The following is a 13,208-nucleotide window of genomic DNA, read 5'->3' as shown; positions in this document are numbered from 1 at the left end:
TTCCTTTAGACTTGCAAGAGTAAAATTTGTGTAAATTAAGGATTAAAAAAGAGTAGGCTAACTATAACAAGTTCCAGTTAAAAGAGCTATATGCTGATTCAGTACCTACTCTTTCCCTAAATAGTAACTCAAATAGAAATTCGGGATTAAAAGCCCATTATTAAGGAATTGAGTCCTATTTAATTTAATCCATTCATAACTAAAACCAAAATTATGAAAAATTCATTGACTTTTGTAGGTATTGATATCAGTAAAAACACATTGGATATTTGTTCTATAAAAGGTGAGAAGAAACTGGCCAAACGTATTGATAACAACAAAAAAGCTATAAAAGTTTTTTTTAGTGGCTCAAAGCCACAAAGTTTAAAAGTCTGTATTGAGAATACGGGGCGATATGGCCGTAAGATTATTGAAGTCTTAACCTCTTTAAATATCGTTTTTTACGAAGTAAATCCTTTGCATTTACACAAAAGTATTGGACTCACCAGAGGAAAAGATGATATTATAGATGCCTTCCGTATTGCTAAATTCCTGGAAAAAAACCACACAGAACTCGAACCACATCAAAAACCAGAACCGGGAATAGAAAAGCTGAAAGCACTTATATCCCATAGGAACCTGTTAATTAAGCAAAGAGCCCAACTCAAAGCAAAAAACAAAGAAAACCTACTGATTGCAGATCTTGACTTGCCGCAACTGGAAGAGCACGGAGCTGAACTTATTCAATTACTAACTGAAAAAATAAAACAAACCGACAAATCAATAATTGAGGTTATTGAGCACAATAGTGTATTGAAGCACCAATACCATTTAATACGTGCTATTCCTGGAGTAGGTCCTATTTTATCGTGGAATATGTTGATTAAAACAAATGCATTTAAATCGATCACAAATCCTCGTAAATTTGCCTGTTATGCTGGAGTGGCGCCATTTTCAAAAAGTTCAGGAACTTCTGTTTTTGGTAGGGCATCGGTTTCTATCTATGCAGATAAAGGCATTAAGAAAATACTGCATTTAGCAGCCATGAGGGCGATCCAATTGCCTTCTGATTTAAAACAATATTACCATCGAAAGGTAAATGAAGGCAAAAACAAAATGAGCGTCTTAAATGCTGTAAGAAATAAGATCATTCATAGAATTTTTGCCATCATAAAAAATCAAAAAATATATAATAATAACTTGCAAGTGTCATAGAAATCAGCTTGACGAGAATAGACTTTTCAGACAGCCTCTTTTTTTGCATTAAGATCTTAATTTCTACTGCCAACCGGACCACTGCCCACTGCTTTCTAATGTGCTTCCAGCCAGTTCTGGCCTTCCCCTAATTCTACATCTAAAGGAACATCCAGTTTGTAAGCGTTTTCCATTTCAAACTGGATCATCTTTTTTACTTCTTCAACTTCGTCTTTGTGGGCGTCAAAAACCAATTCATCATGCACCTGAAGTAGCATTTTTGTTTTAAACTTTCCTTCATTTAATTTCTTATAAATATTAATCATTGCCAACTTAATAATGTCTGCTGCGCTACCCTGTATGGGCGCGTTTACAGCATTTCTTTCGGCAGCGCCCCTTACCACGGCATTTTGCGAATTAATATCTTTTAAATAACGTCTTCTGCCTAAAATAGTTTGTACATAGCCATTTTCACGTGCAAAATCTATTTGATCGGCAATATAACCGGTTAGTTTAGGATAGGTTTTATAGTAAGTGTCAATAAGTTCCTTGGCTTCGGCCCGTGATAAATTGGTTTGATTGCTTAATCCAAAAGCCGAAACACCATAGATTATCCCGAAGTTCACCGTTTTGGCATTACTTCTTTGCTCCCTGCTAACTTCGTCTATGGGTACATTAAATACCTGCGCGGCTGTAGCGGCATGAATATCTTTACCTTCTTTAAAAGCTTTCATCATATTCTCTTCTTTGCTAAGCGCAGCAATAATTCGTAATTCAATTTGAGAATAATCGGCTGCCAATAGAATATGGTTTTCGTCTCTGGGAACAAAAGCTTTTCTAACCTGGCGCCCACGTTCGGTTCTAATAGGGATATTTTGAAGGTTAGGGTTGTTGGAGCTTAGTCTTCCGGTGGCTGCAATAGTTTGAACATAATCGGTATGGATCCTGCCGGTAGCCTTCTGTACCTGATTTGGCAGTGAATCTACATACGTATTCTGTAATTTAACCAAAGCTCTATACATTAACACATCTTCTACGATTTTGTGTTCTTTAACCAGATTAGATAGTACATCTTCACTGGTTGAATATTGTCCGGTTTTGGTCTTTTTTGGTTTTTTAACCAATTTCATTTTTTCAAAAAGAACAAGTCCTAATTGTTTTGGGGAGCTTATTTTAAATTCCTCGCCAGCTTCTTCATATATACTTTTCTCCAGGTCTTTAATGTCGCTATCCAAGGCATCAGAAAGTGATTTTAGGAATTTCTCGTCTAATTTTATTCCTTCCAATTCCATAGCGGCCAGTACTCGAACCAATGGGATTTCAATATTATCAAACAGCTTTCGGGTGTTTGCTTCTTTTAATTCCTGTTCAAAGAATTTTTTAAGTTGAAGGGTTACATCGGCATCTTCTACACCATACTCGGTTTGCTGGTCTAAAGGAACTTCCCGCATAGATTTTTGGTTCTTTCCTTTTTTTCCTATTAATTCTGAAATAGGCTGCGGGGTGTAGTTAAGGTAAGTTTCGGCAAGAACATCCATATTATGGCGCATATCCGGATTTATCAGGTAATGCGCTATCATAGTATCAAATAACTTCCCTTTTATTTCAATATTATATTTAGCTAAAACCTTGATATCATATTTTAAGTTTTGGCCAATTTTTTCAATGTTTTCATCTTCAAAAAACGGTCTTAGCTCCTCAATAAGTTCCTGTGCTTTTTCTTTTTCTTCGGGAAAAGGAAGGTAAAAACCTTTGCCGGTTTCCCATGAAAAAGCAATACCTACCAGTGTTGCTTCCAAAGCATTCAAGCTGGTTGTTTCAGTATCTATACAAACGCTTTTTTGTTTTGCTAAATTTTGAAGGAAGATTTGCCTGGCCATTTTGCTGTTTAGGCTTTGATAGACGTGTGCAGTATCTTTTAAAGATTTTCTTCCGCCGGAAGTGGCTTCAATTTTTTCTGAATCATTTCCTGAAAACAATGAAAATTGACCTTCTCCGGCATTTTTTGAAACTTTTTTAGCTGAAGGAGAGTTGCTAACCTGGGTTTGAGGCGCATCTTCTTCGCCGCTAAATAACTTTATAAATTGATCTTTAAGCCTTCTAAATTCAAGCTCATCAAATATCTCCTGAACTTTTTTGGCGTCAGGTTGGGAAAGCTCATAATCTTCAGCGTGAAACTTTACATCACAATCGGTTAGGATGGCGGCCAGTTGTTTAGAAAGAATACCCTGTTCGGCATGGCTTTCTACCTTTTCTTTCATTTTTCCTTTTAACTGGTCGGTATTGGCCAACAGCTCTTCCATGCTTCCAAATTGCTTCAGGAATTTTTTAGCTGTTTTTTCGCCCACTCCAGGAAGTCCGGGAATATTGTCTACTGCATCTCCCATCATTCCCAGGAAGTCTATCACCTGCTCGGGACGCTCTACTTCAAATTTCTTTTGTACCTCGGGAATTCCCCAAATTTCTATCCCATTTCCCATTCTTGCCGGGCGGTACATAAAAATATTTTCAGATACCAACTGGGCAAAATCCTTATCGGGGGTTACCATAAAAACCTGGTAGTTCTCTTTTTCTGCTTGTTTGGCGAGAGTTCCTATTATATCATCGGCTTCGCAGCCGGCTAATTCTACCACAGGAATATGCATGGCTTTTAAGATATCCTGTATAATAGGAATAGCATCTTTTATAGGTTCTGGCGTTGCATCGCGATTGGCTTTATACTCGGCAAACATTTCGGTTCTTACCTGACTGCCTTCTTTATCAAAACAAACGGCCAAATGGTCTGGCTTTTCACGTCTAATAACATCAAAAAGGGAATTCATAAACCCCATGATGGCCGAAGTGTCAAAACCTTTAGAGTTTATCCTTGGGTTTTTAATAAAGGCGTAATAGCCCCTAAAAATTAGGGCATAGGCATCAACAAGAAACAGGCGTTTTTGAGCAGACATATCTTTTGGAATATTATTTTTTCTGAATATCCCAAAACTACAAAGATATTATCATACTGGCTTTAGGCCTTGCTAAAAACTTATAGATTAAAACCAGATAAAATTAGGCTACTGCAACTTTTCTTTTCTTATTCCTATAAGCGTAATAAAAAATATAAGCGTAGCAAAGCATTACCAAAATTAGGGCTACATTAAAGTTAAAAGAATCTGTAAGGTAGCCATAGGCAGGAGGGATAATAGCACCTCCCACAATCATGGTGCATAAAATTCCCGAACCCTGGGCTTTATCGTCTCCCAGGCCATCTAGCGCAAGACTAAAAATGGTAGGGAACATAATTGAATTAAATAATCCCACACCTATAATGGTCCACATGGCAGTAAGCCCTACTGTTAGATTAGAGATAAGGATCATTCCAATGGCTCCAATAGCAAAAATGCTTAGAATTTTTGCCGGATTGAATATAGAGGTAAGATAGGAACCAATAAATCTACCAATCATAGCTCCTGTCCAGTAAAAAGTAACAAAGACTCCTACTACAGCCATATCGCTAGAGGCTGAAACACCTGTGTTTAGGATCCATTCTGCAATAGTACGCATAAAAGAAGTTTCCCTTACTGTGGTAGCAAGATCAAGGCTTAGAAAATAGTTTACCATATAGCTTCCCAGGGCAACTTCGGCACCTACATAACAGAACAATCCAATAGCGCCAAGAATAAGATTTTTGTTTTTTAATACTTTTCTGTAATCGTTAGAAGCTTCTTTGTCGCCAACTTTTGGAAGTTTTACAAAAAAGAAAACAAGCGCAATCACTCCTATAAAAGCAGCAATTCCTAAAAATGGCGTTTGTACTGCTGCTGCTTCTGCGGCTAAATAGGTTTTTTGCGCAGTAGCGTCCAGGGCTTCAATTTCAGCGCTGGTTTTTACCTTGTCCTGAAGAATAAAAAGAGCTCCTAATGCCGGTGCAATTGCTGTTCCCAGTGAATTAAATGCCTGTGAAAGGTTAAGCCTACTGGAAGCCGTTTTTTCTGGTCCAAGAATAGTTACATAGGGGTTTGCGGCGACTTGAAGTATGGTGATACCCGCTGCAAGTGTAAAATATCCCAGCATAAAAATTCCGAAGACACGATAGGAGGCCGCCGGATAAAATAATAAGCAGCCCATCGCCATAGTTGCAAGCCCTAGAATAATTCCTCTTTTATATCCAATTTTAGATAAAATATAACCTGCTGGGATAGATAGTAAAAAATAAGCCCCAAAAAAGGCGAATTGTACCATTCCGGCCTGAAAATAGGAGAGGGTAAATACTTCCCGAAGTCTTGGTATAAGAGAATCTACGAGAACAGTTATAAACCCCCAAAGGAAAAAAAGTATAGTTACAAATATAAAAGCGGTACGGTAAGATCTTTTTTGTTCCATTTAGAGATAAGATTGGCTGGGTGTATTGGTGTTTTTGTTGTCTTGATATTTTACAAAGGTAAAGCCTTTATGGAGGCAATAAGAACCTACTTCCCCATTTTTTCCCAAAGCTAATAAAGCTACCTGAAAATCTTTGTAATTGCTGTTCTGTTTAACAATTCGCTGTATGGCAATTTCACAAGCTTCTTGTGGGCTTTTGCCCTGGCGCATTAACTCTACAATAAGAAAACTGCTTACACTTTTCATAATGGCTTCACCCATTCCCGTGGCTACTGCGCCGCCAATTTCATTATCAATATAAAGTCCTGAGCCTATAATAGGAGAATCTCCAACCCGTCCATTCATTTTGTAGGCCAGTCCAGAAGTGGTACAAGCCCCGGCAATATCGCCTTTTTCATCAAGGCAAAGCATTCCAATGGTATCGTGGTTTTCTATATTAATTATTGGTTTGTATTCTTTCTTTTCTAACCATTTTCTCCATTTTTCTTCCGACTCTTTCGTTAGTAAATTTTTTGGTTTAAATCCTTGTTGAATGGCAAATTGGAAAGCTCCCTCCCCGGCAAGCATTACATGGGGTGTTTCTTCCATGACTTTTCTGGCTACAGAAACGGGGTGTTCAATTTCTTTTAAATAAACCACGCTGCCACATTCTCCTTCCGGAGACATTATACAGGCATCCAGGGTAACATTTCCATCTCTATCGGGCGCGCCGCCGTTTCCAACCGTTGTGTTGTTAAGATTTGCTTCTTCAACCCTTACGCCCTGTTCTGCGGCATCCAGGGCCGAGGCTCCTTTGTAAAGTAACTCGCCGGCAGTTTTACTGGCTTCGTGAAAATTCCAGGTGGCTATACAGATAGGGGAAGGTTTGTCCTGTTTTTTAAAAGTGGAGGCGTGTAAATTATAGGTGCCCGGTAAAAGGGTGACACCAGCACCGGATATACCGGCTGCTTTTATAAAATTTCTTCGTTTCATCGCTTGTTTTATTATAATTAAAAAGCCTTGAAAAATACTTCTTATTGCTGGTATAGTCAAATTTTATAGCTAAACAACATTTCTGGCACTATTTAAGTGCTTGTGTAAATATGGTTTAAGGCCTGTAACAGGCGTTAAATTAAAGCTAAACCAAATTTTAAAAATGATGATTAAAAGTATATTCGCAAAAAAATGGGATTGCTGATGCGTTGGATATTATTTATAATTTTCGTCTTATTTATTGAGATTTACGCCTGCCAGGCATTAAAAACCATAACCCGAAATTACTGGGCGGTGTCGCTTTATTTTGTGGTGACACTTGCTGTATTTGCTAATTTTCTTTACCAATGGTTAACACCGGTAGAAGGGAGTGTGCTTACCGGTGCCAGGGGATATGCTTTTGGTTTTTTGCTTTCGGTGCTCCTATTTAAGCTTATTTTAACCTTAATAATGTTTGGGGAAGATATCTATAGATTGGGTGTTGGGACTTTTGAGAAGTTTTTTTCCTCTAAAGAAGATTTTTCCCTTCCGTCCAGAAGAAAATTTTTAAGTCAGTTGGCCCTGGGAATAGCGGCCATTCCATTTGCTTCGGTTTTATATGGTATGTATAAAGGAAGGTATAATTTTAGGGTGCTTAATTATACGTTATATTTTGAAGATCTTCCCGAGGCTTTTGATGGATATAGACTTGCACAAATTAGCGATGTTCATAGTGGCAGTTTTGATAATGAAAAGAAGATTAAATACGGGATAGACCTTTTAAATGAACAAGGTGCAGATATCGCTGTTTTTACCGGGGATTTAGTGAATAATGAAGCTTCAGAAATGGAGCCCTGGAAAGACTTATTTGGTCAAATAAAAGCAAAGGACGGAGTTTTCTCTGTCTTGGGCAATCACGATTACGGCGATTATAAGCAATGGAATTCGGCCCGGGAGAAAAAGGAAAATTTAGATACTTTAAAAGAAACCCACGCCAATATGGGTTGGAAACTTTTGCTAAACGAGCATAAGTTTATTGAAAAAAATGGAGAAAAAATTGCCCTGGTTGGTGTGGAAAACTGGGGTGCCGGCGGATTTAAAAAAGTTGGCGATTTAGATAAAGCAGGAGCGGGACTAAGCGAGAAAGATTTTAAAATTTTATTGAGTCACGATCCTTCTTATTGGCAGGAAAAAATAAAAAACGACAAAAAGAATTACCACTTAACACTTAGCGGCCATACTCACGGAATGCAGTTTGGAATTGAAATTCCCGGTTGGTTTAGATGGAGTCCTGTGCAGTATAGATATCAAAATTGGGCAGGAATATATGAGGAATTTGGACGTTATATTAATGTAAATCGCGGATTTGGCTACTTGGCATTTCCGGGGAGAGTGGGAATTTGGCCTGAAATTAGTGTAATTGAACTCAAAAAAGGTTCAAAACCCGCATAATTTATAGAATTTACTATATTTGAATTAGTGTTTTCTCCAAAGAATTATCATTTTAACCATTGTATTACCAGTCTTATTTTAAAGTAGAAAAGGGGACTGCGAATTTAATTAAAACAAAAGCTGCATGTCAAAATTTGGTGAATTAATAGACCTCAATATTCCGGTGTTGCTGGATTTCTATACCGAATGGAACGAGGATTCTAAACTTATGAACCCGGTCTTGCGAGAAGTTGCCGCCACTATGGGCAATAAGGTAAAAGTGATAAAAATAGATGTAGATAAAAATGTACAGCTTGCCGAAGCGCTTCGGGTTAAAGTATTGCCAACACTTATAATTTATAAGTCTGGCGAGATGAAATGGCGCCAAAGCGGCGAACAGGATGCAGCAACCCTCGTAGGAATTCTAAAGGAATATCTTTAGAGCGATTTAAAGGCAAAGCCTTTTTCGGTATAATGTTTTAGTACTTTTGGTAGAACATACTTAAGGTGTTCTGAAGCCTTGATACTGTCGTGAAAAACAATAATACTTCCTTCCGAAGTATTTTTAAGAACATTGCTTAAGCATTTTTCTTTAGAGATTCTGTGATCGAAATCACCGCTTATCACATCCCACATAACGATCTTATAATGCTGTTTTACAAGTTCTGCAGCTTGTGAATTTTTAATCTTTCCGTAAGGTGGGCGGAATAGTTTTAGGTTTAAGCTTTGGGGTTGAAAGTTCTGGGTTGCGAGTTGCGGGTTTTGTTCCCCGGTTTCGCGGTTTCTGGTTTTTCCTTTTTTGTTCTTGCTTCCTGTTTCCTTTCTCTTTTCTCTATTGTCTCTTTTCTCGCCTCTATTTTCAAGAAGGCTTTCTTCAGCTTTCAATACGTTGTTAACATAGGCATCGGTTGTCGTTTTCCATCCGTTTAGATGGTTAAAAGTGTGATTTCCCACACGATGTCCTCCTTTTAATATCTGCTGAAATATTTTCGGGTTTTTTCTAATGTTATCACCTATGCAAAAGAAAGTGGCTTTTGCATGATATTGTTCTAAAGTGTGCAAAACCCAGGGAGTGATTTCGGGGATTGGTCCATCATCAAAGCTTAGGTAAATGGTCTTTTCTGCTTCAAGTCTTGTAAGCCTATTGGGATAAAGCTTTCTTAAAAGGAAAGGATATTTTATAAGAAATGGGTTCATATAAAAAAATCTGCGGAGGTTTTTATAAGCTCCACAGATTTACTTTTTTATTGGCACCGCCAAAGGGTGTAATACCCCTAAGGCTTGTCTCGAAATTAAAAATTTGTTTCCAACGAATACCTTGTGAGCTTGCCACGAGGTAGTTTACTCCGATGAATCTATCCTAAGAGAATTGCCTGTATTTAATTCAGAATTTATTCCTCCTTCGCGTAATACCTCTTCAGGAGCCTCAGGAGTTATTTCTTCTTCTTCACCGTAAAAATGCCTAAACATTTCCAGATGTTTGTTAAACTCATCGGCTTTTTCTTCAATAATCTCTTCATCCTGATGCATTACAAGTATATCTATAAGGGCTCTATAGCGTTCAATATTAGAGATAATTTCATTAAAACTACGGTATTGCCTATCTATATCCCAACTGCCGTAATAGTTTAAGTTCTCTTTATAATGTGTGGCGATTTTGTTCCAAATTTCCCGGGCTTTTTCAGGTTGCCCCACTTCATAATAACCGGTTACGTAAGGCTCAAGTAGTGCATAATAATTGTAATGTTCTACAGGCATATTTTCCATAGCAAGATCAAGCACTTTTTTGGCTCTTGTGGTATCTTGCTCATTTAGTAGATTTTCTACCAGCCTGGCCAGGTTGCTTCTGTAGGTAATAGAGTTTCTACGTGTTTCCGGATCGTGATAAATATCGTCTGATCCCATATTACCCCAATCCCAGTTTGTTACGATATCGTACATTTTATCTGTATTGATACGTCCCATATCGTAAGGATTTCTTGGGTCTACCGGGGTTTTTATAGGCACCAATTTATAAGCAACCCCTTCTAATTGAAGATATTCTTTCATCCACAGATAATCTTCGTCATTAAAGCTTCCACCGGAGAAATAAATAGGTCTTTCCCAGTTATTATTTCCAAGAATATCCAGCATCAACAATGTATTCTTATAAATAACATCTGAATCGATATTGATCACAATTTCATCTACAATCTCGTCAGCAAAGCGTTCGTCTACGATGCCATTTTTTAATACAGTTTCTTTATCTACCGGAATACGAATATTTTTAGTAGGGAAAGTATTGATCATTTGTCCGCTTTGCAATTCGGCTTGCGTTCTTGGGTCGTCATTTTGAATATAATTCAGCCAGGTTTTAATGGGGATAGTATCGTTTGTAACCTCTTTGGCAAAAACGGCGTCATTAACCCCATTGTAATCTTTATTTTCAAATTGCGAAGGTATTGGGTCGCTGTCAAAAGCCTTTTGCTTCATTTGATCTATATACCAATCGGTAGCAAACAGGCTGGTATTTACAACTCTTACATCGGTACGGTAACGTTCAATTTGCTGCACATACCAAAGCGCAAAAGTATCATTATCCCCAATGGTGAAAATAATTCCATTTTCATCTACAGAATCCAGGTACATTTTGGCCATAGTAAGGGTAGTATCCCTACCGCTACGGTCGTGGTCGTCCCAGTTTTCTGAAGCTAAAAGTACCGGTACTGCCAGTAAAGATGCAGCAATTACAATAGGTGCTGCCAGTTTTGGTTTTAGGAATTTTTTGGCCCAATCAAATAGTGCATAGGCGCCAAAACCTATCCAGATAGCAAATACATAAAATGAACCTACTAAGGCATAATCACGCTCACGTGGCTCAAAAGGCCTTTCGTTAAGGTATATTTTTAAAGCTATTCCTGTAAAGAGGAAAAACACCAGTAATACCCAAAAATTATTTTTATCACGTTTAAATTGAAAAACAAGTCCTATTAATCCCAAAATTAAAGGAAGGAAATAGTAGGTGTTTCTTGCTTTATTGTTTTTAACATCGCTGGGAAGGTTATCCTGAGGCCCTATGTGCATCTCGTCTATAAAATCTATACCGCTAAGCCAGTTTCCATGCAAATCGGTATATTTTCCCTGGTTATCGTCCTGGCGCCCAACAAAATTCCACATAAAATAACGCCAGTACATATAGCCAATTTGATATTCTAATAAATACCCAATATTAGAGGCGAAAGATGGTTTTTCTATGTTGAGGTAATCCCCAAACTGGCGAAGGAAATTATGATAATCGTTATTATCTAACTCACCCTGTGCATACCTGTTTTGAAATTCGTTTACCGCGCTCACCAGTCTTTCTTCGCCCTGGTATTCGGGTTTTATAGTAAATTCCAAGGGGCCGGTAAAATCCATATAATTGGCCGCGTGTTGCGAGCTCCACATTCTCGGCAAAATGGCCTTATGGGAATCGTCCAGGTTTTGTCTTGCGTTTTTATAATCGTTTACAATTATATATTTTCCGGCTTTTTCGTCTTTCTCGTATTTAGGTTTTGCATCGGCATACGGATTGTTTGGATCCAGGCCAGCATACATTTCAGAAAATTGCGGACCATAAAACAAATGAGTTTCCCCGTATTGTTCCCTGTTATAATACGCCAATAGTTCACGGGCGTTATCGGGGCTGTTTTCATTAATAACCGTAGGGGCATTAGACCTTATAGGAAGCATCACCCAACTGGAAAACCCGATAAGGATAAAAAGAATGCACAGAAATAGGGTGTTTAATTGAAAATAATTTTTCTTCCGGGTATAATTAATTCCGAAGTAAAATAGGGCTACAATGGCTAAAAGCGCTATGATGGTTCCTGTATTAAAAGGTAGTCCCAGGGAGTTGGTAAAGAACAATTCTGAAGCAGCAAAGAATGTAAGGGTGTAGGGTAGGAGTAGTTTAAAGATAAACATCAAAACAGCTACCACTACAATATTTGCAATGATAAAGTTCTTTACAGTAACTTTTTTGTAGTTTTTAAAGAAGTATAAGAAGCCAATTGCAGGAATGGTAAGTAGGCCCATAAAGTGAACTCCAAAAGATAAACCTACCACCAGTGAAATTAAAATAAGCCATTTATTTCCTCTTGGTTTAAACATATCCCTTTCCCAAAGCAGGCCTAAATAGAAAAGCAGCGCCATAATACAGGCGGCCATAGCATACACTTCGGCTTCTACGGCACTAAACCAAAAGCTATCTGTAAAAGTGAAGGCTAAAGATCCAACAAGGGCACTTCCTAAAACCGCCACTTTATTGGCGGGCTTAAGCTTTTCTGCGGGTCCGGCTATTTTTAAAACCAGTAAACTTATAGACCAGAACATAAACAACACAGCAAAAGCACTGGCAGCCCCAGACATGAAATTTACCATAAGTGCAACCTGAGAATTGTCGGGTGCGAAAGTAGCAAAGAATGCACCTAGCATTTGGTATAATGGTGCTCCCGGAGGATGCCCTACTTCAAGGTTTGCTGAAGTAGCAATATACTCACCGGCATCCCAAAAACTTGCTGTTGGTTCCAGGGTGAGGGTGTATGTGGTGAGTGCAATTAAAAATACCAGCCATCCCAATATTTTGTTCCACTTCTTAAAGCTAAAATCTGTCATTTTATAGTAAAATTGAATCTTATGTGGCGAATTTAATAATAAAAATAAGAATGCCCGATAATCGGGAATTAATTGAATTGAGGTTAAGTGAACTTACAGCTTATTTTACAACATTACTGCCTTAAGATTTGTTGAAGTAGTTTAGTAACGGACTTTAAAACAAAATATTTTCTGAAAAGACTGGAAATAAAGCTGTTTTGCAAGCTCTCTGTACCATTTTTTTAAAGTGAATTCAGGCCTTAAGAAAAAACTATAATTTTTTTGTGGAAAAAGTTTGTGCAATAGAAACTTTGTTTTAAATTTGCATCCGCATTACAGTAATGGCCTATGGTGTAACTGGCAACACGTCTGGTTTTGGTCCAGAAGAGTCTAGGTTCGAGCCCTAGTAGGCCAACAAAATTTAACCGAATTCTGAAAAGAGTTCGGTTTTTTGTTTTGGAGGAAACTGGACGGGGGATTAAGGGATCAAGACGGATCAAGACCATTTTGGGATCAAGACCATTTTCTGGGTTTTTGAGTTTTTAAGCAAATAATTTTTCGAGTCGAAATAAGAAGAATTCGGTATTTCTTACTCCTCTTAATTGTGCTCTAAAGGCTTTTATTTTTGCATTAAAAGATTCAGCTGAAGCATTGGTGCTTCGGTTTGTAAAGTA

9 protein-coding genes and 1 tRNA gene are annotated in these 13,208 nt (G+C 37.8%); 4 read left to right on the top strand and 6 right to left on the bottom strand.

Annotation, left to right across the window (positions count from 1 at the left end):
* The first annotated feature begins 213 nt into the window (after positions 1-213).
* Positions 214-1,194 carry an IS110 family RNA-guided transposase gene (locus I6U49_RS16300; RefSeq protein ID WP_198627550.1) on the top strand — a complete coding sequence of 327 codons (981 nt, stop codon included), beginning with the start codon at positions 214-216 and terminating at the stop codon, positions 1,192-1,194.
* Positions 1,195-1,289: 95 nt separating this feature from the next.
* Here the strand turns inward: I6U49_RS16300 and polA are convergent, their stop codons facing one another.
* From polA to I6U49_RS16285, 3 genes are all read right to left on the bottom strand, one after another.
* On the bottom strand, positions 1,290-4,121 hold the full coding sequence (gene polA / locus I6U49_RS16295; protein WP_198629631.1) for a DNA polymerase I: 2,832 nt from the start codon (positions 4,119-4,121) through the stop codon (positions 1,290-1,292).
* A gap of 103 nt (positions 4,122-4,224) precedes the next feature.
* Positions 4,225-5,538 carry a sugar MFS transporter gene (locus I6U49_RS16290; RefSeq protein ID WP_193710182.1) on the bottom strand — a complete coding sequence of 438 codons (1,314 nt, stop codon included), beginning with the start codon at positions 5,536-5,538 and terminating at the stop codon, positions 4,225-4,227.
* The gene (locus tag I6U49_RS16285; protein WP_193710183.1) at positions 5,539-6,510 is read right to left on the bottom strand and encodes a N(4)-(beta-N-acetylglucosaminyl)-L-asparaginase; all 972 of its coding nucleotides are present in this window, start codon (positions 6,508-6,510) and stop codon (positions 5,539-5,541) included.
* A gap of 204 nt (positions 6,511-6,714) precedes the next feature.
* Here I6U49_RS16285 and I6U49_RS16280 point away from each other — a divergent pair, with 204 nt between their 5' ends.
* Both I6U49_RS16280 and I6U49_RS16275 read left to right on the top strand, forming a co-directional pair.
* Positions 6,715-7,941: a metallophosphoesterase gene (locus I6U49_RS16280; protein ID WP_198629630.1), complete on the top strand. Its 1,227-nt coding sequence runs from the start codon at positions 6,715-6,717 to the stop codon at positions 7,939-7,941.
* Between the two features lie 124 nt (positions 7,942-8,065).
* Entirely contained in the window at positions 8,066-8,362 is a 297-nt protein-coding gene (locus tag I6U49_RS16275) for a thioredoxin family protein (RefSeq protein WP_193710185.1), read from the top strand.
* Here I6U49_RS16275 and I6U49_RS16270 read toward each other — a convergent pair.
* Both I6U49_RS16270 and I6U49_RS16265 read right to left on the bottom strand, forming a co-directional pair.
* Positions 8,359-9,117, bottom strand: a complete 759-nt coding sequence (locus tag I6U49_RS16270) for a polysaccharide deacetylase family protein (RefSeq protein WP_198629629.1) — start codon at positions 9,115-9,117, stop codon at positions 8,359-8,361. The two genes, I6U49_RS16275 and I6U49_RS16270, sit on opposite strands and share 4 nt — an antisense overlap.
* Positions 9,118-9,261: 144 nt before the next feature.
* Positions 9,262-12,555, bottom strand: a complete 3,294-nt coding sequence (locus I6U49_RS16265; RefSeq protein WP_198629628.1) for a DUF2723 domain-containing protein — start codon at positions 12,553-12,555, stop codon at positions 9,262-9,264.
* Positions 12,556-12,876: 321 nt separating this feature from the next.
* On the opposite strand from I6U49_RS16265, the gene I6U49_RS16260 reads away from it, so the two are divergent.
* Positions 12,877-12,949 (top strand) — tRNA-Gln (locus I6U49_RS16260).
* 127 nt (positions 12,950-13,076) lie between these two features.
* On the opposite strand, the gene I6U49_RS16255 is transcribed toward I6U49_RS16260, so the two are convergent.
* Positions 13,077-13,208, bottom strand: a 132-nt coding sequence (locus I6U49_RS16255) for a transposase (RefSeq protein WP_198629627.1), incomplete at its 5' end; no start/stop codon positions are given.

It is taken from the genome of Salegentibacter maritimus, assembly GCF_016236915.1.
GTDB lineage: Bacteria > Bacteroidota > Bacteroidia > Flavobacteriales > Flavobacteriaceae > Salegentibacter > Salegentibacter maritimus.
Note: the sequence above shows the minus strand (reverse complement) of the source record. Positions and strands in the feature narration are given on the sequence as shown.

Excerpts from the sequence above, each read along its gene's own strand:
- I6U49_RS16300 (WP_198627550.1), top strand. The coding sequence starts at position 214 with ATGAAAAATTCATTGACTTTTGTAGGTATTGATATCAGTAAAAACACA.
- polA (WP_198629631.1), bottom strand. The coding sequence starts at position 4,121 with ATGTCTGCTCAAAAACGCCTGTTTCTTGTTGATGCCTATGCCCTAATT.
- I6U49_RS16290 (WP_193710182.1), bottom strand. The coding sequence starts at position 5,538 with ATGGAACAAAAAAGATCTTACCGTACCGCTTTTATATTTGTAACTATA.
- I6U49_RS16285 (WP_193710183.1), bottom strand. The coding sequence starts at position 6,510 with ATGAAACGAAGAAATTTTATAAAAGCAGCCGGTATATCCGGTGCTGGT.
- I6U49_RS16280 (WP_198629630.1), top strand. The coding sequence starts at position 6,715 with ATGCGTTGGATATTATTTATAATTTTCGTCTTATTTATTGAGATTTAC.
- I6U49_RS16275 (WP_193710185.1), top strand. The coding sequence starts at position 8,066 with ATGTCAAAATTTGGTGAATTAATAGACCTCAATATTCCGGTGTTGCTG.
- I6U49_RS16270 (WP_198629629.1), bottom strand. The coding sequence starts at position 9,117 with ATGAACCCATTTCTTATAAAATATCCTTTCCTTTTAAGAAAGCTTTAT.
- I6U49_RS16265 (WP_198629628.1), bottom strand. The coding sequence starts at position 12,555 with ATGACAGATTTTAGCTTTAAGAAGTGGAACAAAATATTGGGATGGCTG.